Source organism: Pseudomonas sp. No.117 (genome assembly GCF_054558395.1).
In genome coordinates this window covers 242,486-259,256 of the sequence record NZ_BAAJNP010000007.1, presented here as the reverse complement: position 1 = coordinate 259,256, position 16,771 = coordinate 242,486, and the positions used below count along the sequence as shown (strand labels likewise).

Annotated in this window: 19 protein-coding genes; 11 read left to right on the top strand and 8 right to left on the bottom strand. The window is 68.6% G+C overall.

What is annotated here, in order from left to right:
* Nucleotides 1-35 precede the first annotated feature (35 nt).
* From ACYJP6_RS18445 to ACYJP6_RS18415, 7 genes are all read left to right on the top strand, one after another.
* Nucleotides 36-1,160, top strand: coding sequence for a protein-glutamate methylesterase/protein-glutamine glutaminase (locus ACYJP6_RS18445; protein ID WP_459476590.1), 1,125 nt, complete (start codon nt 36-38; stop codon nt 1,158-1,160).
* A 34-nt stretch (nt 1,161-1,194) separates the two neighbouring features.
* Nucleotides 1,195-1,935 (top strand): flagellar motor protein, encoded by a 741-nt coding sequence (locus ACYJP6_RS18440; RefSeq protein WP_459476588.1) that lies wholly within the window; start codon nt 1,195-1,197, stop codon nt 1,933-1,935.
* Nucleotides 1,936-1,946: 11 nt separating this feature from the next.
* On the top strand, nt 1,947-2,810 hold the full coding sequence (gene motD / locus ACYJP6_RS18435) for a flagellar motor protein MotD (protein WP_459476586.1): 864 nt from the start codon (nt 1,947-1,949) through the stop codon (nt 2,808-2,810).
* 35 nt (nt 2,811-2,845) lie between these two features.
* Complete coding sequence (locus ACYJP6_RS18430) at nt 2,846-3,634, top strand: ParA family protein (protein WP_459476584.1); 789 nt, start codon at nt 2,846-2,848, stop codon at nt 3,632-3,634.
* Nucleotides 3,635-3,691: 57 nt separating this feature from the next.
* A complete protein-coding gene (locus tag ACYJP6_RS18425; protein WP_459476582.1) occupies nt 3,692-4,612 on the top strand; it encodes a chemotaxis protein CheW in 921 nt (306 codons plus the stop codon).
* 73 nt (nt 4,613-4,685) lie between these two features.
* Nucleotides 4,686-5,165, top strand: coding sequence for a chemotaxis protein CheW (locus ACYJP6_RS18420; protein ID WP_007160357.1), 480 nt, complete (start codon nt 4,686-4,688; stop codon nt 5,163-5,165).
* A complete protein-coding gene (locus ACYJP6_RS18415; protein ID WP_459476580.1) occupies nt 5,165-5,581 on the top strand; it encodes a DUF2802 domain-containing protein in 417 nt (138 codons plus the stop codon). Before ACYJP6_RS18420 ends, ACYJP6_RS18415 begins: the two co-directional genes overlap by 1 nt.
* Before the next feature lie 34 nt (nt 5,582-5,615).
* Here ACYJP6_RS18415 and ACYJP6_RS18410 read toward each other — a convergent pair whose 3' ends face one another.
* Nucleotides 5,616-6,539 carry an aspartyl/asparaginyl beta-hydroxylase domain-containing protein gene (locus ACYJP6_RS18410; RefSeq protein WP_145010087.1) on the bottom strand — a complete coding sequence of 308 codons (924 nt, stop codon included), beginning with the start codon at nt 6,537-6,539 and terminating at the stop codon, nt 5,616-5,618.
* A gap of 171 nt (nt 6,540-6,710) precedes the next feature.
* Here ACYJP6_RS18410 and ACYJP6_RS18405 point away from each other — a divergent pair, with 171 nt between their 5' ends.
* Entirely contained in the window at nt 6,711-7,250 is a 540-nt protein-coding gene (locus ACYJP6_RS18405) for a DUF2058 domain-containing protein (protein ID WP_459476578.1), read from the top strand.
* A gap of 9 nt (nt 7,251-7,259) precedes the next feature.
* On the opposite strand, the gene ACYJP6_RS18400 is transcribed toward ACYJP6_RS18405, so the two are convergent.
* Together ACYJP6_RS18400 and ACYJP6_RS18395 are read right to left on the bottom strand one after the other, a co-directional pair.
* A complete protein-coding gene (locus ACYJP6_RS18400) occupies nt 7,260-7,904 on the bottom strand; it encodes a YciC family protein (protein WP_459476576.1) in 645 nt (214 codons plus the stop codon).
* A gap of 30 nt (nt 7,905-7,934) precedes the next feature.
* Complete coding sequence (locus tag ACYJP6_RS18395) at nt 7,935-8,501, bottom strand: cysteine hydrolase family protein (protein ID WP_459476575.1); 567 nt, start codon at nt 8,499-8,501, stop codon at nt 7,935-7,937.
* Between the two features lie 286 nt (nt 8,502-8,787).
* Here ACYJP6_RS18395 and ACYJP6_RS18390 point away from each other — a divergent pair, with 286 nt between their 5' ends.
* Complete coding sequence (locus ACYJP6_RS18390) at nt 8,788-9,576, top strand: DUF2076 domain-containing protein (RefSeq protein WP_459476573.1); 789 nt, start codon at nt 8,788-8,790, stop codon at nt 9,574-9,576.
* Between the two features lie 62 nt (nt 9,577-9,638).
* Here the strand turns inward: ACYJP6_RS18390 and ACYJP6_RS18385 are convergent, their stop codons facing one another.
* Nucleotides 9,639-10,076, bottom strand: a complete 438-nt coding sequence (locus ACYJP6_RS18385; protein WP_459476571.1) for an Lrp/AsnC family transcriptional regulator — start codon at nt 10,074-10,076, stop codon at nt 9,639-9,641.
* 154 nt (nt 10,077-10,230) lie between these two features.
* Between ACYJP6_RS18385 and yedA the strand changes: the two genes are divergently transcribed.
* Both yedA and ACYJP6_RS18375 read left to right on the top strand, forming a co-directional pair.
* A complete protein-coding gene (gene yedA, locus ACYJP6_RS18380) occupies nt 10,231-11,136 on the top strand; it encodes a drug/metabolite exporter YedA (protein ID WP_459476569.1) in 906 nt (301 codons plus the stop codon).
* Between the two features lie 261 nt (nt 11,137-11,397).
* Nucleotides 11,398-12,063: a YceH family protein gene (locus ACYJP6_RS18375; protein ID WP_459476567.1), complete on the top strand. Its 666-nt coding sequence runs from the start codon at nt 11,398-11,400 to the stop codon at nt 12,061-12,063.
* On the opposite strand, the gene ACYJP6_RS18370 is transcribed toward ACYJP6_RS18375, so the two are convergent.
* The 4 genes from ACYJP6_RS18370 to ACYJP6_RS18355 are packed head-to-tail and all read right to left on the bottom strand — an operon-like array spanning nt 12,051 to nt 16,771.
* Entirely contained in the window at nt 12,051-13,631 is a 1,581-nt protein-coding gene (locus ACYJP6_RS18370) for a BatD family protein (RefSeq protein ID WP_459476565.1), read from the bottom strand. The genes ACYJP6_RS18375 and ACYJP6_RS18370 overlap by 13 nt on opposite strands.
* The gene (locus tag ACYJP6_RS18365; protein ID WP_459476563.1) at nt 13,628-15,301 is read right to left on the bottom strand and encodes a tetratricopeptide repeat protein; all 1,674 of its coding nucleotides are present in this window, start codon (nt 15,299-15,301) and stop codon (nt 13,628-13,630) included. The genes ACYJP6_RS18370 and ACYJP6_RS18365 overlap by 4 nt, the downstream gene beginning before the upstream one ends.
* Complete coding sequence (locus ACYJP6_RS18360) at nt 15,298-16,296, bottom strand: VWA domain-containing protein (protein WP_459476561.1); 999 nt, start codon at nt 16,294-16,296, stop codon at nt 15,298-15,300. The genes ACYJP6_RS18365 and ACYJP6_RS18360 overlap by 4 nt, the downstream gene beginning before the upstream one ends.
* The gene (locus ACYJP6_RS18355) at nt 16,289-16,771 is read right to left on the bottom strand and encodes a DUF4381 domain-containing protein (RefSeq protein WP_459476559.1); all 483 of its coding nucleotides are present in this window, start codon (nt 16,769-16,771) and stop codon (nt 16,289-16,291) included. The genes ACYJP6_RS18360 and ACYJP6_RS18355 overlap by 8 nt, the downstream gene beginning before the upstream one ends.

The window sequence follows — 16,771 nt, the reverse complement described above, 5'->3', positions numbered from 1 at the left end:
TGGCCTGCGCCGCCCCAGGTTAGGAGTTTCAACGTATGCCGGTAAAAGTACTGGTGGTGGACGATTCCGGCTTCTTCCGGCGTCGGCTCAAGGAAATCCTGGCGGCCGATCCCAACATCTCGGTGGTGGGCACGGCCAGCAACGGGCGCGAAGGGGTCGACCAGGCCCTGGCGCTGCGGCCCGATGTCATCACCATGGACTACGAGATGCCGATGATGGACGGCATCACCGCCGTTCGCCACATCATGCAGCAGTGTCCGACCCCGGTGCTGATGTTCTCCTCGCTCACCCATGAAGGCGCCCGGGTCACCCTGGATGCCCTGGATGCCGGCGCGGTCGACTACCTGCCGAAGAATTTCGAGGACATCTCGCGCAATCCGGCCAGCGTGCAGAAGCTGCTGTGCGAGAAGATCCATCACATCGCCCGTTCCAACCGGCGTTTCGCCGTGGCGCCCAGCGTCACCGCTGCGCCGCCCGCCGGGGCGCCCGCCGCGTCGGCCAGTGCCCGCCCGGCCGCGCGTCCGGCGCCGAGCGCGAGTGCCCATGCCCAGGCGTCGCACGCCCCTGCCGCGCCCACCTCGCCGCCGCCCAAGCGCAAGCACTACCGCCTGGTGGCCATCGGCACCTCCACCGGTGGGCCGGTGGCCCTGCAGCGGGTCCTGACCCAGCTGCCGGCCAATTTCCCGGCGCCGCTGGTACTGATCCAGCACATGCCCGCCGCCTTCACCAAGGCCTTCGCCGAGCGCCTCGACAAGCTCTGCCGCATCAGCGTCAAGGAAGCCGAGGACGGCGACCAGCTGCGCCCGGGACTGGCCCTGCTGGCACCCGGCGGCAAGCAGATGATGGTGGACGGTCGTGGCACGGTGAAGATCCTGCCCGGTGACGAGCGCCTCAACTACAAGCCCTGCGTCGACGTGACCTTCGGCTCCGCGGCCAAGGCCTATGCCGACAAGGTCCTGGCGGTGGTCCTCACCGGCATGGGCGCCGACGGCCGCGAAGGCGCACGGATGCTCAAACAGGTGGGCAGCCAGGTCTGGGCCCAGGATGAGGCCAGCTGCGTCATCTACGGCATGCCCATGGCCATCGCCAAGGCCAATCTGGCCGATGCCATCTATGGCCTGGACGATATCGGCCGGCACCTTACCGAGGCCTGTTCGTGACGGCAGGCGTATCCCCGCGAGCAGGTGGTTGAGCGTGGACGTCCTCAGTCTCATCGGCATCCTGCTGGCCTTCACCGCCATCATGGGGGGCAATCTGCTCGAGGGCGGCTCCTTCGCCGCCCTGGCCAACGCCCCGGCGGCGCTGATCGTGATTGGCGGCACCCTGGGCGCCGTCCTGCTGCAGACCCGCTTGCCGGTGCTGCGGCGCGCCCTGACCATGCTGGCCTGGGTGTTCGTGCCGCCGCGCCTGGACCTTACCGGCGGCATCCGCAAGGTGGTCAACTGGAGCAACGTGGCGCGCAAGGAAGGCCTGCTCGGCCTCGAGCCGCTGGTCGCTCGGGAGGCCGATCCCTATGCCGCCAAGGGCTTGCAGCTGCTGGTGGACGGCACCGAGCCCGAGGCCCTGCGCAGCATCTTGGAAGTGGATCTCTATGGCCAGGAAGACCGTGACCTCGCCGCCGCCAAGGTCTACGAGGCCATGGGCGGCTATGCGCCCACGGTCGGCATCATCGGCGCCGTGATGGGGCTGATCCACGTCATGCAGAATCTCGCTGATCCTTCGCAACTGGGCAGCGGCATCGCCGTGGCCTTCGTCGCCACCATCTACGGCGTCGGCTTCGCCAACCTCTTGCTGCTGCCGGTCGGCAACAAGCTCAAGGCACTGACCCAGCAGCAGTCCCGCTACCGGGAAATGCTGCTGGAAGGGTTGATGTCCATCGGCGAGGGCGAGAATCCCCGCTCGATCGAAATGAAGCTGCAAGGTTTCCTGGACTAGGAGAGCCCCGCATGCCTCGTCGTCGCCGCCGTCCCGAAGAGCATGAGAACCACGAACGGTGGCTGGTCTCCTACGCGGACTTCATCACTTTGCTGTTCGCCTTCTTCGTGGTCATGTATTCCATCTCCTCGCTGAACGAGAGCAAGTATCGGGTGCTCTCGGACAGCCTCTCGGGCATCTTCAGCCAGCCGGATCGCTCGCTCAAGCCGATTCCCATCGGCGATCAGCGGCCGACGGGTGTGACGCCGGCGGTGATGGAAGCCAACGCCGGCCAGCCAGCGAAGAGCGCCGCCGCCGATCCGCTGCAGCAGATCGCCGACAGCGTGCGGGCCACCTTCGGCGATCTCATCGCGGGCGACCAGCTGAACATCCGTGCCAGCGAGATGTGGCTGGAAATCGAGCTCAGCTCCAATCTGCTGTTCGCCAGCGGCGATGCCCTGCCGAGCAATCCGGCCTTCGGCCTGCTGGAAAAGGTGGCCAAGATCCTGGCGCCCTTCGGTAATCCGGTCCAGGTGCAGGGCTATACCGATGACCGTCCCATCAGTACGGCGCTCTATCCCACCAACTGGGAGCTGTCGGCGGCGCGCGCCGCCAGTATCGTGCGGCTGCTGGTCGGCAATGGCATCGCGCCGCAACGCCTGGCGGTAGTGGGCTACGGGGCCTATCAGCCGGTCACCGACAACACCAGCGAGGCCGGCCGGGCGCGCAACCGGCGGGTGGTACTGCTGATCTCGCGTAATCTCAACCTGTTCCGGCCGCAGAGCAGCTTGCAAAATTCGTCGACTGGCACACAATCTGCAGCATCCCCTGGAGAACCGGCGCCCAAGGCGGCGCCCGTCAAATCTTCGTCGCCGGCTGCCACGCCGGCCCCTTGACCCGGCCGGTCGTGTCGTCGGGAGGAAGTCTGCACATGAGAGTCTGGGCTGTCGCCAATCAGAAGGGTGGGGTGGGCAAGACCACCACCACCGTTGCCCTCGCCGGTCTGCTCGGCGATGAGGGCAAGCGCGTCTTGCTGGTGGACCTCGATCCCCATGGCTCTCTGACCAGCTATTTCGGTCAGGACCCGGACAGCCTCGAGCACAGCGTGTTCGACCTGTTCCAGCATGGCGGCCAGGTTCCGGACGGGCTGCCGAAGCGCTTGCTGCTGCCCACCAGTCACCCGCAACTGTCCATGCTGCCCTCCAGCACCGCCCTGGCCACCCTGGAGCGCCAATCGCCCGGGCAGAGCGGCCTCGGACTGGTCATTTCCAAGAGCCTGGCGCAGCTGTGGAACGATTTCGACCACGTGCTGATCGACAGCCCGCCGCTGCTCGGGGTACTGATGGTCAATGCCCTGGCGGCCAGCCAGCACCTGGTGATTCCGACCCAGACCGAATTCCTCGCGCTCAAGGGCCTGGAACGCATGGTCAACACCCTGACCATGATCAACCGCTCGCGCAAGCAGGCGCTGCCCTACACCATAGTGCCGACCCTGTTCGACCGCCGCACCCAGGCCTCCATCGGCACGCTCAAGGTGCTGCGCCACACCTATCCGGCGCAACTCTGGCAGGCGTTCATTCCCATCGATACCCGGCTGCGCGATGCCAGCCGCTCCGGCCAGGTCCCGTCGCGCTACGAGGCCAACAGCCGGGGGGTGATCGCCTACCGGGCGCTGCTGCGGCACCTGCTCGAGGGTGCACCCAGTAGCCAGGTCGCCTGATTCAAGTTTTCCACCCCGCCGGCCGATAGGCTGGACAACTCACTCACGTAGATCGCCATGAGCCAACCGACGACCCTCGACAATCGCCCTCAGCGGGTCCTGCAAGGCTATCTCGATGCCCTGTTGCTGGACGCGTTCCTAGAGCTGCCGACCGCCGACGTCGCCCCTGTCGTGGCGCCGGTGGTCGCTGCGCCCGAGCCGATCGCCAGCGTGAGCGAAGACGAATTCGCCGCGGCCGTGCGCGAGGAGCTGGAGCGGGATGCCGCGCGCCCGCCCCGCGTGGTGCCGTTGGCCGCCCGCCGGGCCGGAGTGGCCCTGGCCGAGCGCACCCTGCCCGAGGTACTGGCCCCTGCGCCCCAGCCCCTGGTCCTGCCGGAAAGCGACATCGAGCTGGATTGGCGCGTCCCCGAGCTGGCGCCCGTCGCCGAGCCGGCCCGTCCGGCGGTGGCCGGTATCGCCCTTGGCAGCGAGGCGCCGCAGCCTTCGCTCGCCGGTGGCCTGCCACCCGGTGCGGTACGCCTCGAAGGCCGGCCCGAATGGGGCGAGGAGCCTTTCGAGTGCCTGCTGTTCGACGTGGCGGGCCTCACCCTGGCCGCGCCCCTGGTGTGCCTGGGCTCCATCTATCCGCTCGCCGACGAAGAGTTGACGCCGCTGTTCGGTCAGCCAGACTGGTTCCTGGGCCTGCTACCCTGCCAGGCGGGCAATCTGCGGGTACTCGACGCGGCGCGCTGGGTGATGCCCGAACGTTACCGTGACGACTATCGGGAAGGGCTGAAATTCGTGATTTCGCTGCAGGGCCTGGATTGGGGCCTGGCAGTGCATGGGGTCAGCCACTCGGTACGTCTGGATCCCGCCGAGGTCAAATGGCGGAACCAGCGGACTACCCGTCCATGGCTGGCCGGGACGGTGATCGATCAGATGTGTGCGCTGCTGGATGTGGCGGCGCTCGCTGAACAGGTGGTGGGTGGCCGTCGCTAGGGCCGCCCGCCGCAACTAACCAGCGGGTTCGCCCGCTTCGCCGCACGTGCGGTATTTGACGAGGCTAGGGAACATGAAAAAAACGTCCGCACAGGGTTCCGAAGATCCGGTCCTGCAATGGGTCACCTTCCGCCTGGATAACGAGACCTACGGCATCAACGTGATGCAGGTCCAGGAAGTCCTGCGCTACACCGAAATCGCTCCGGTCCCGGGTGCGCCGAGCTACGTGCTGGGCATCATCAACCTGCGCGGCAACGTGGTCACGGTGATCGACACTCGCCAGCGCTTCGGCCTGCTGCCCACCGAGGTCACCGACAACACCCGTATCGTCATCATCGAGGCCGACAAGCAGGTCGTCGGCATCCTGGTGGACAGTGTCGCCGAGGTGGTCTATCTGCGCCAATCCGAGATCGAGACCGCACCGAACGTCGGCAACGACGAATCGGCCAAGTTCATCCAGGGCGTGTGCAACAAGAATGGCGAGCTGCTCATCCTGGTCGAGCTGGACAAGCTGATGACCGAAGAAGAGTGGTCGGAGCTGGAAAGCATCTGATGCTCGTCGGGCTGATCCTGCTCAGCGTGGCGCTGGGGCTGGCGTGCGCCGGCCTCGGCGGTTGCTGCTGGCTGCTCTGGCAACGCCAGCGCCAGCAGGCGGCCAAGCTGGCCGAGCGGGAGGCCCTCGTCGACAAGCGCATGCAGATCCTGCTCAAGCGCCTGGAAACCTACCAGGCCGGCCAGGTGCGCATGGGTGAGCAGGTGCAGGGCCTGGCCCAGGTGGTAGCGCCCTTGCCCGATCGCCTGACCCAGATCGAGCAGAGCGACCCCACCAGTCTGTCGTTCTCCCAGGCCGCGCGTCTGGTGGGCCTTGGCGCCAGCGCCGACGATCTCACCCAGGCCTGCGGGCTGTCCCAGGCCGAAGCGGAGCTGGTGGCCCGGCTGCATCGACAGCGCCAGCAGCGCTCCGGCTAGGCGCCTTCGCCGCTGCCTGCGCAGGATCGCCGCCCTAGCTGACGATCCAGTGGTACAACGCGATCACCACCAGCACGGCGAGCACTGGCTTGGCGATGCGATAGGCCTTGGGGTGACGCCGCTTGAATTTCTTCACACCGCCACCGATGCGGTCGCCGAATCTCTTGCTGAAGGCATAGGCCTGGTTGATCCCGCCCACGCGTTCGCCTTCGACGTTCTGCGGCGCCGTGGCGCTGCCGAGGAAGCGGCTGACCGCCTGGTTGAGGCGGGTCAGCAGGCGATTGCGCAGCGGCCGCTCGACATCGCAGAACAGGATCACGCGGGTCTGGTCGGTCTCGTTCTTCACCCAGTGCACATAGGTTTCGTCGAACATCACGTCTTCGCCATCGCGCCAGGCGTAGGGCTGGCCGTCGACGTAGATGCGGCAGGCATCCGAGTTCGGCGTGGCCAGGCCCAGGTGATAGCGCAGCGAACCGCCGAAGGGGTCGCGGTGCGGATTCAGGTGGCTGCCGCCGGGCAGCAGGGCGAACATGGCGCCCTTGACGTTGGGGATCTGCCGCACCAGTTCCACCGTACGCGGGCAGAGGGTCTGGGCGGAGGGCAGCGGCTCGCCGTACCAGGTCAGGTAGAAGCGCTTCCAGCCCTTCTTGAAGAAGGAGCCGAAGCCGGCGTCGTTGTCCTTCTCCGCGGCGCGGATATAGCCCTCGTCGAACAGCCGCAGGGCCTCGACGCGAATCTCCTGCCAGTTGTCCTTGAGCACGTCCAGCTCCGGAAAGCGGCTGCGATCCAGGTAGGGCTTGGACGGTACGCTGGAGAACAGGTACATCAGGGCGTTGTAGGGGGCGAAGACCGCCGAGTGGTTGACCAACTGGCGCAGGAAGGGCAGGCGCGCTTGTCCGCGAAGGTGGACGAAGAGCACGCTGGCGACGAAGAGCAGGACGATCGCGAGAGTAATCATGGGCGAATTTTGATCGGCAGCGCCCTAACCAGGGGCGGGATAGGTAATGGTCGCATTATTTCACCCCCGCGAAAGGCTTGCACTCGGTTCGTCGGCTGCGCAGGATGGACACCCTGGCGCGCGGCCGCTCCCGAGCTGCGCCCTCTTGGATGATCTAGACGAGTCGTATCGATGAGCATGTCCCTACGCGACCAGCTGCTGAAAGCCGGATTGGTCAACGAAAAGCAGGCCAAGCAGGCCGTCAAGCAGAAGCAGAAGCAGAACCGCATGGAGCATCGCGGGCAGGCGGAAAAGGATCGCTCCCAGGAGCTGGCCGTCCAGCAGGCCCAGGCGGACAAACTGGCCAAGGACCAGGAACTCAATCGGGCCCAGGAAGAGAAGAAGAAGCGCAAGGCCGAGCAGGCGCAGATCAAGCAGCTGATCGAGACCAGCCGCCTGCCCAAGCTGAGCACCGAGGATTACTACAACTTCGTCGACGACAAGAAGGTCAAGCGTCTCTCCGTCAACGTCATGATGAGAGACAAGCTCAGCAAGGGCAGCCTGGCCATCGTGCGCTACGAAGGCCGCTACGAGGTGGTGCCGCGGGCCACCGCCGAACGCATCCAGGAGCGCGACCCGAAGCGGGTGGTGCTGCTCAACGTGCAGAGCGGGGAGCCGGATCCGGACGATCCCTACGCGGCCTACCAGGTGCCGGACGACCTGATGTGGTGAGCCGCCTGGTCAGGCGTTCTGCCTGACCAGCATGTAGATGCGATAGACGGCGATGCTGGGGATCAGCTGCAGGAAGCCCGAGAGGGTCTGCAGGGCGATCTCCAGGGCCGCGGCATCGGCGAATTGCCGGGTGATCCAGCCATCCAGCAGCCAGGCCGGCAGGACCGTGGCCAGGATGCAGGCCAGCAGGGTGAAGAAATGCCCGCGGGTCAGGCGCAGGCTGCCGCGCAGGGCATCCAGTGGCGCCCGGCCTTCCAGGACCAGCAGGTTCTCGGCGAAGGCCAGCTTGGCCATGATCAGAAAACCCGGGACGATCAGCAGCGAGAAGCCCAGCATCACCAGCCCCGAGGTGATCGCCGCGAGCAGGGCGAAGCGTGGCCAGAGCAGCAGCGCGGCGCCCCAGGCTCCGCTCAGTCGCGGGGTGGTGCCCTGGGTGCGCGCCTCGAGGAAGATCAGCAGCCCGGCGGTGTAGAGCGGATAGCAGAGCAGGCTGACCAGCATGTCCCAGAGTCCGCCGTTCACACCGAAGCGTTCCAGCACCTGATAGCGCAGCAGGGCTTCGAGCAGCAGCCAGGGCAGGGTGAGGACGGCCAGGGGACGCAGGTTGCGGACGAAGAACGAGAGCGAGTCGCGCAGGATATCGACGGGGGTCATGCAGCTATTCCAGACGGGCAAGCGGCCAGTCTAGCAGGCCGACCCGCCCGCTCGCAGGCGTTCGCGCAAGGCCGCGCTGGAGCTGACGGTCGCGTATTCACCCTGCAGGTTGGCCATGGCCATCGCATGGACCTCCTCGGCACTGCGCGGGCGCCCGGCGAAGTCAGTCTTGGCGAAGGTATAGCAGGCGTCCTCGGCCACCCAGGTGCGAAAGCCGAGGTTGCCGGCGCTGCGCGCCGTGGCTTCCACGGAATTCTCGCTGGCCACGCCGCAGATCAGCACTTCCTCGATGCCGCGCTGCAGCAGCCAGCGCTCCAGACCGCTGTGGGTGAAGGCATCCGGTACCTGCTTGTCGAACACCGCCTCGCCGGGCAGCGGGGCGAGGTCTGGCTGGAAGTGCACCCCGGGCTGGCCCGGCCAGAACACCGAGTGCGGATCGCGCGAGAGATGGCGGACGTGCACCAGCGGTGCCCGGGCCTGGCGCCAGGCGGAGAGCAATTCGGCGATGCGCAACTCGGCGTCGGGATGGTTGCGGGGACCCAGGTGCGGCGCCCGGATGCCCTGTTGCTGGTCGATGAGGATGAGCGCTGGCGCCATGGGTGGGCCTCGGAGGAGGGGGGAAGTCAGATTCCCGCAGCGCCGGCCGGTTGTCCAGTCGCGGCGGCCCGCCCGGAACTCCCCGCTATAGCGTCCCTTCAGATGGACAGGGTCTTTCGCCGCGGCAGCGCGGCTGGCTGAATCCAGGCTGAACGTAGCGCTCGTCCGTCTTGAAAAGCCGAGGTTTCGCCATTATCTGGCTTAGCAGCGCGCAATCTTGCGCCTTTCGACATCCAGGCCGTTCCCAGGGGAACGCCGTCAGTAGACCGTCTGCGGGAGGGTCATCATGCAACGCGAAGAAAGCCAGCTGATCGAGGGTCTGTTCGACCGTCTCAAGACCACGGAGTCGCAGACCGCGCCCCGTGACCGGGAAGCCGAGGCATTGATCCAGCAGCGCCTGCGCGAGCAGCCCGCGGCGCCCTATTACATGGCCCAGGCGATGTTGATCCAGGAGGCTGCCATCAAGCGGCTGGACCAGCGCGTCAAGGAGCTGGAAAGCCAGATGGCCCAGCTGCAGCAGAACCGCCCAAGCAGTGGTGGCTTCCTGTCCAGCCTGTTCGGTGGCGGTCAGTCTTCCGCGGGTCAGCCGTCCGCCGGGCAGGCCCCGGGCAGCGCTGCGCCGGCGCGTGGCTGGAACGAGCCCGGTCCGGCGGCCGCGCGTCCCAACTACGGCCAGCCGGCGCCGGGCTATGGGCAACCCGCACCGGGTTATGGCGCGCCCCAGGCCGCTGCGCCCTCGCGCATGGGCGGCTTCATGGGAGGGGCCTTGCAGACCGCGGCCGGGGTCGCCGGTGGCGTGCTGGCCGCCCAGGCGATTTCGGGGTTGTTCCATCACTCGCAACCCGAAGAGATCGTCAACGTCATCAACGAAACCCCGGCGGCCGACCAGGGGTTGGCCGATAGCGGCAACCAGGACGGCTGGACCGATAACGCCAGCTACGACAATGGCGGCGGATTCCAGGATGCCGGTGGCTATCAGGATAACGGCGGCTTCCAGGACGCCGCCGACTATGGCGATACCGGCGGCGGTGGCGGCTTCTTCGACGACAGTGGCGACGACGACTCCTTCATCTGACAGAACATCGCGCTCCGTCAGCCCTGGTGCCGCGAGGCGCCGGGGCTTTTTTGTGCACGCCGTCAGCCGGGCAGGAGCGGCAGGGGGCGCTCGAAGGGAGTCGAGAGCACGACTACGGTACGGCTCATGCCGAAGGTGGTCAGGGTATCGATGAGGGTTTCCAGTTCGGTCATGTCACGCACCGCCGCGCGCAGCATGAGGCAGTCTTCACCGGTCACCCGGTGGCAGGCGAGCAACTGGGGCAGGGCTTCCAGCTTCTTCAGCAGCGGGCCCTGGGCGGTACTGTGCAGGCGCAGGGAGATCAGGCATTCGGTGCCATAGCCCAGAGCGCGGCGGTCGATGCGGGCCCCATAGCCAGTGATGATCCCGGCGTCCTCGAGTTTGGCGATGCGCTCGGCGATGGCCGGCGCGGACAGGCCCAGGCGCCGCCCCAATTCGGCGTAGCTGGCCCGGCCCTCTACCAGCAGCAGGTCGATAAGGCGTCGATCCAGGTGATCCAAGAGCTGCTCCTCGCGCCTTCGAATCGAAGGCAAATAGCCTGAAATACCGCCGAATCCACGGTTGGTCGGCCTCGTTCTGCCGCGACTCTATCTTAGTCGGCCGCCTGTCCGCTTCTACAATGTCAGCCTGACACCCTTGGAAGCCCTCTCGCGCATGGATACCTCCGTTTCGCCCTGCACCGCGCCGCGCCTGCCCAATTGGCTGCCCCTGGTAGCCGCCTTCTTCGCCCTCTATGTGGTCTGGGGCTCCACCTACCTGGTGATCCGCCTCGGGGTGGGCCATTGGCCGCCGCTGCTGATGGCGGGTTTGAGATTCCTCATCGCCGGAACCCTGCTGCTGGGCTGGCTGCGCTGGCGCGGCGTGCCCGGGCCGACGCTGCGCCAGACCCTGGCCGCCGGGGTGATCGGCATCCTGCTGCTGGGCGTCGGCAATGGCGGAGTGACCCTGGCCGAGCACTGGGGCGTGACCTCGGGAATCGCCGCCCTGTCGATCGCCACGGTACCGCTGTTCACGCTCCTGTTCGGCCTTCTCTGGGGGCAGCGCAATTCCCTCCTGGAGTGGGCGGGTATCGCCATGGGACTGGTCGGGATCGCCTTGCTCAACCTGGGCAGCACCCTGAGCGCGACGCCGCTGGGCGCGGCAGTGATCCTGCTGGCCGCCGCGGCCTGGGCTTTCGGCTCGATCTGGAGTCGCTACCTGCCACTGCCGCAAGGCGCCATGGCCAGTGCGGTCGAGATGCTGGTGGCCGGCGCGGTCCTGCTCGGCGCCAGCTATTGGAGTGGCGAACGGTTGCAACACTGGCCCGGCCTGGGCGGCTGGCTGGCGCTGGGCTACCTGGTGGTATTCGGTTCCCTGATCGCCTTCAGCGCCTATCTCTATCTGCTGGGGCGGGTACGGCCGGCCGCGGCCACCAGCTACGCCTACGTCAATCCGGTGGTGGCGGTGCTGCTCGGCACCCTGTTCGTCGGCGAGCGCATCGGCCCGGCGGAAATGCTGGCGATGCTGGTCATCGTCGGTGCCGTGGTGCTGATCGGGCTGCCGCAGTGGCGACGGCGTTGAGCGCCTAGTCAACGTCTGCTGCGCGTCGGCGCGAACCGCGCTGGAAAGGGCCTGAACGGCCAGCCCCACCTGGGGCGGCCCCGTCGGCAAGCTCAGTTACCACTCGTAAAACCGTACGCGAGCCCGGTCGTGCCCGAGTCCGATCCGCTTCCTCAGCTATTCTCGCGGGGCCGCCTAGGCCCTGTCTGGCGCTCGCTCGCGAGACGTTGAACCGGCCCTGAGGTCAGGCTAGGCTGGCGCGTCATCCTTGCGGAGTCCGCCATGAGTCCAGAAGCCACCCCCGCCTTCGCCGAAGCGCCACTGGAGGCCGCCGAGCTTCGCGTCCTCGGCAGCCTGATCGAAAAGCAGCTGACTACCCCGGAAACCTATCCGCTGACCCTCAATGCCCTGGTGCTGGCCTGCAACCAGAAAACCAGTCGCGAACCGGTGCTGAATCTCACCCCGGGCGAGGTGGGGCAGGGGCTGCGGCGGCTGGAGGAGCGCGGCCTGGCCCGCCTGGTCATGGGCAGCCGGGCGGATCGCTGGGAACAGCGCCTGGACAAGGCGCTGGAGTTGCCGCCACCGCAGTGGGTGCTCTGCGCGCTGCTGTTTCTGCGCGGTCCCCAGACCCTGGGCGAACTGCTCAGCCGCAGCAGTCGCCTGCACGCCTTCGACGACACCGAGCAGGTTCGCCATCACCTGGAGCGGTTGATCGCGCGCGGCCTGGCCATCGGCCTCGGTCGGCAGCCTGGCCAGCGCGAGGAGCGCTATCTGCATCTGTTCGGCAGCGCCGCCGAGCGAGAGGCCCAGGTCGCCCAGCTGGGCAGCACGGCGGACGGCGGCGGATCCGTCAGCGGTCGCGAAGGCCGCCTGGAAGCGCTGGAGGCCCGGATCGTGGCGCTCGAAGAGCGCCTGGCGCGCCTGGAAGAGGCCGCTCAGCGCGGATAGAGCGGCGGCAGGGTGTCGTGCACCGCCGCTGGCGTCAGCGGCGGCAGAGCATTGATCGCCTGCCACAGGGTCTCGCCCTGCCAGCGCTGACCCGCCTCGCTGTACAGCGCGCCGTTGAGATCGTCGAGGGCGGCGGCCAGCGGTTCGAAGCGGGCGCCCATGGCCGCCAGGGTCTCCGGTTGCTGGCGGGCCCAGGCATCCAGGGCGTGGCGGGTGACATGGGGATCGTTGCTCTGGCAGGCGCGGCGCAACTCTTCGCGCTGCAGGCGGCTGTCGATGTCGGGCACGCTCGGCAGCACCGCCGGCTGGCGTCGGGCCCGCCACCAGAGGCCGAAGCCGAGCAGGGTGGTCAGCGCCAGGATCGCGGTCGCCAGTTGCCAGCGCCACAGACCTCGGTCACTGCCGGCCCTCTTCGTGGCCGGCGTCACGAGGGGCTGCAGCGTCGGATCCTCGGCGACCACCAGGGTCTGGGCGGGGAGGGTCGCCCGTTCCAGGGTATCGGTCTCGGTGTTCCACCAGACCACTTCAACCGGTGGCAGCTGCTTGTCGCCGGTGGTGGCGGGAATCAGGGCGATGCGTTCTTCGCGTTGCCCCACCAGCCCCCGCGCCTGGGTCTGCATCGATAGTCGGGGCTGCTCGGCGTAGCGCTTCACGCCCTCGACGTCGGGCAGTACCAGCGGCGGCAGCTGGCCAGGCGCCAGGCCTTCGGCCCGCACCTGCAGGGTCCGGGTCAGGGCGCTGCCTTCGCGGGCGTCTTCCGGGGCGGGATTCCACTGTTGCGTCAGGCTCAGGCTGCGTGCTGGTAGCCAGGGCGTCTGTGGCGGATAGCTGGCAGGCTGCGGCTGCACCTCCAGGGTCAGGGCCGGCGTATGCAGCTGGATCGGCTGGCCGGCGCGCGAGCTATCCTCGATGCCGCCCGCGAGGGTGGCGCTGAAGGTCTGGGGCGGCAGTACCAGGGTGCCGCTTTGCAGCGGATGAATGGCGTAGCGCCATTCGATCACCCCGTGACGCACGCCTTCGACGTCGCGCTCATACACCTGGGGCGTACCCAGCAGGTCCACGCGCGCCTCCTTGGGGGCGGGCGGGGTGAGCACGTGATCGTCGTAGAGCGCCACGGCATGGTAGAGGCGGATGGTGAGGATGGTTTCCGCCTGCACATAGAGCCGGGGGCGATCCACCGAAGCTTCCAGATAGACCGGCTCACGGGTCTGGCGCTTGGCGGCGGTCGCCGCCACGGTGACGGTCAAGGGTTCACTGCGCGCGCCGTCGAGGGTCAGGGCGGGAATGGTCAGGGCGCCGCTGGCCTTGGGTTGCAGGGTGACGTTCCAGCGGGTGGTCACCCGTTCGCCGGGCGGCAGGCTGTTCTGCCGCACCCCGAGCACCTTGAAGTCCTGCGTCAGCGGATCCAGGTCGGGCTTGCCGAACTGGGCGGGGTCGGTGGTCTCGAGAATGAGTTCGAGGGTCTCGTTCTCGCTGACCTGGCTACGCTCCACCCGGGCACTGAGATCGGCCGCCTGGGCAAGCGGCGCCAGCAGCGCGAGGGGCAGGAGCAACGGATAGGACTTCATTGCAGCGCGTTCTCCTCGCGTTGTTGCTGCTGGTACCAGAATTTGCGGCGCAGCAGCTCCGCCGGATTGTCCGGGATCTCCCGCAGCCACTGTTCGGCGGCCTGGCGTTGTTCCTCGGCCAGCGGGTCGTCGGCGAACGAGGGGCTGACGAGCCAGTCCGCGCCGGCCTGGGCCTGCCGCTGCGGGCTGGCCGTGGCGGTCGTCTCCGGGGTGGCGGTGCTGGTGCTGGCCGGTTCGTCCGCCTGGGCGCTGGCCTGGCTGGCGGCCTGGGCCTTGCGCTGGCGAGCAGCGGCTTCGGCCTGGGCCGCGGCGCGCTGGGCGAGCAGGCGCTCGAGGCGGTTGCGATTGCGCAGGGCGGCGGCGAGGTCCGGACGCAAGACCAGGGCGGCCCGATAGGCCGTCAGGGCCTCTTCGAGACGGCCGGCCAGGGCCAGGGCGTTGCCGCGGTTGTAGTGGCCATCCGCGGAAGGATCCCGGGCGAAGGCGGCGGCCGCGCCGCCGTAGTCGCCGGCGCGGTAGAGCGCGACGCCGCGCCAGCGCTCGTCGCTGAAGAGGTCGGCGGCCGCGGCGGGCTGTTCGTCGGCGAGCAGCTGCATACCCTGCTGGTCGCGCCGCAGCCAGAGATCGTCCCAGCTGCCGGCCTGGGCTGGCGGCGGTGTCAGCAGCAGGCAGAAGGGCAGGCACAGCAGCCAGCCGCGGCGGGCACCGCAGGCCACCAGCACCAGCAGGGGCAAGAGCAGCAGGTAGCCCTGGTCGCGCCAGCCGGAGGGGCCCTGGCCATCGCTAGCGCGGACGTCGTCGGGCCGCTGCAGCAGGCCGAGCTGGCGTAGGTCGCCATCGTCGCGCTGCAGGCGCTCGTAGCGACCGCCCAGGGCCCGGGCGAAGTCTCGCAGGCGGCCCTCGTTCAGGCGTGCGATGCGGATGCCGCCTGCGGCATCACTGAGATAGTTGCCGCTTTCGGCGGCCACGGGAGCCCCCTGGGGCGTACCCGGCCCGAGGATCGCCAGCTGGCGCAGGCGGCCCTGCAGCTGCTGATCGATACCCAGGCGCTCCCGGTCGTCCAGGTCGCTGGCGATCAGCAGCAGGCGGGCACTGGGGCTGGGCGCCGGGCCGAGCAACTCCAGCGCCTGGGCGATGCCCAGGTCGGCGCGCTGGCCGGGCACCGGCATGATCGACGGACGCAGGGCCGCGAGCAGGTTGTCCATGGTCGCCCGGTCGTCCGTCAGTGGTACCAGGGTATGGGCGCTGCCGGCATAGACGACGATGGCGGTCTCCCCGTCCTGGCGCGCCCTGAGCAGGTCCTGCAGCTTGCGCTGCACGGCCAGCAGCCGGTTGGGGGTGACGTCGGTGGCGAGCAATTCCGGGGTCAGGGCCAGCAGCACCACCAGCGGATCGTTGCGGCGGAAGTTCTGCTGTTCGCCCTGCTGCCAGCTGGGGCCGGCCAGGGCCAGGCAGGCCAGCAGCCCGGCGCTGCCCAGCAGCACCAGCCCGAGTGGCGAGCGCTGGCGTTCGCTGTCGCTGAGCAACCAGGCGTGCAGGGCCGGGGGCAGGAGCGCCTGCCAGCGACCATGGCGATGCCGGCGTTGGCGCAAGGACCAGAGCACCAGGCCGACCGGCAGGATCGCCAGCAGCCAGGCCGGGCGCAGGAACAGCGGCAGCCAGTCGCTCATGGCGCCTTGCCTCCACGCCGCCAGTGCCCCGGCCAGGGCAGGCGACCGAGCGCCAGCGCCAGGCCGAGCAGCAGCGCCAGGGCCAGCGGCCAGGCATAGAGCTCCCGGGTGGGGCGCGCCTGGTCGGGCTGCTGGCGGATGGGTTCGAGGCGGTCCAGCTGGCGGGACACCGCCGTCAGCTCGGAACTGGATCTCACCCGGAAGTAGGCGCCGTTGGTGACTTCGGCGAGGTGGCGCAGCATGGGTTCGTCGAGGTCGCTGAGTGTCGCGCCGGCGCCCAGGGCGTCCGGTTCGGCGCCGATACCCAGGGTATAGACGCGGACCCGCTCGCTGGCCGCCAGCGTCGCCGCCACCGCGGGTGTCACCACGCCACCGTTGCTGGCGCCGTCGGTGACCAGGATCAGCGTCCGGCTGTTGTCCGGGCGCTTGCGCAGGTGCTTGACCGCCAGGCCCACGGCGTCGCCCACCGCGGTGTTGCGCCCGGCCAGGCCGATCTGGGCTTCCTCCAGCAGCGCCTGGACTGTACGCCGGTCGGCGGTCAGCGGCGCCTGGAGATAGGCCTGGGAGCCGAACAGGATCAGCCCGACGCGGTCACCCCGGCGGCTGTCGATGAAGCGACCGAGCAACTGCTTGACCAGGGTCAGACGGCTGACGTTCTCGTCGCCCAGCTGCATGTCCGGGGTATCCATCGAGCCGGAGATATCCACCGCCAACAGCAGGTCGCGTCCGCTGACGTCCAGCGGCTGGGGTGGCCCCACCCACTGGGGACGGGCCGCCGCCGCCAGGATCAGCAGCCAGCCCAGCAGATAGGGCAGCAGCCGACGCGCGCCAGCGAGCCCCCCGGTGCGGCTGACGCGGCCGCCCAGGTGTTCGAGTTCGCCGAGGAAGTCGACGCGCAGGGCCGCCTGGCCGCTGTCCGCTGCCGGCAGCAGGGCGCGCAGCAGCCAGGGCAGCGGCGCCAGCAGCCAGAGCCAGGGCCAGGCGAATTCAAACATGCTTGCGGATCCAGGTGGCGACGGCGTCCTGCAGGCCGTCGATGATCCGGTCTTCGAGCCGGAGATCCGGGCGATAGCCGCCGTCCACCAGGATCATGTAGCGCGTCAGCCCGGCCGCCGGGCAGCGCGAATCGAGAAAGGCCAGCCAGTCGCGGCCGCTGAGGGTCTGGCTGATCTGGTCCGGATAGCTGGCGCGGCAGAGGCGCTTGAGCAGGGCATTCAGGGCCTGCAGCCAGGGACCGGCCGGGGCGCCATAGGGGCGGGGCAGGCGCTCCAGTTCGGCCAGCGCGGTGGTGCGCAGGTCCTCTTCCGGGCTCTGCTCGGCGACGGTCGCGCTCAGCAGCGGGCGCCGGCCGTGGCGATGACGCAGGAAGAAGGCCAGCGCCACCACGACCAGCACCAGCAGCCACCAGCCCGGGGCTGGCGGCCAGAAAGGCGCCTCCGGCGGCAGCCGGAGCGGATCCAGGTTGGGCAT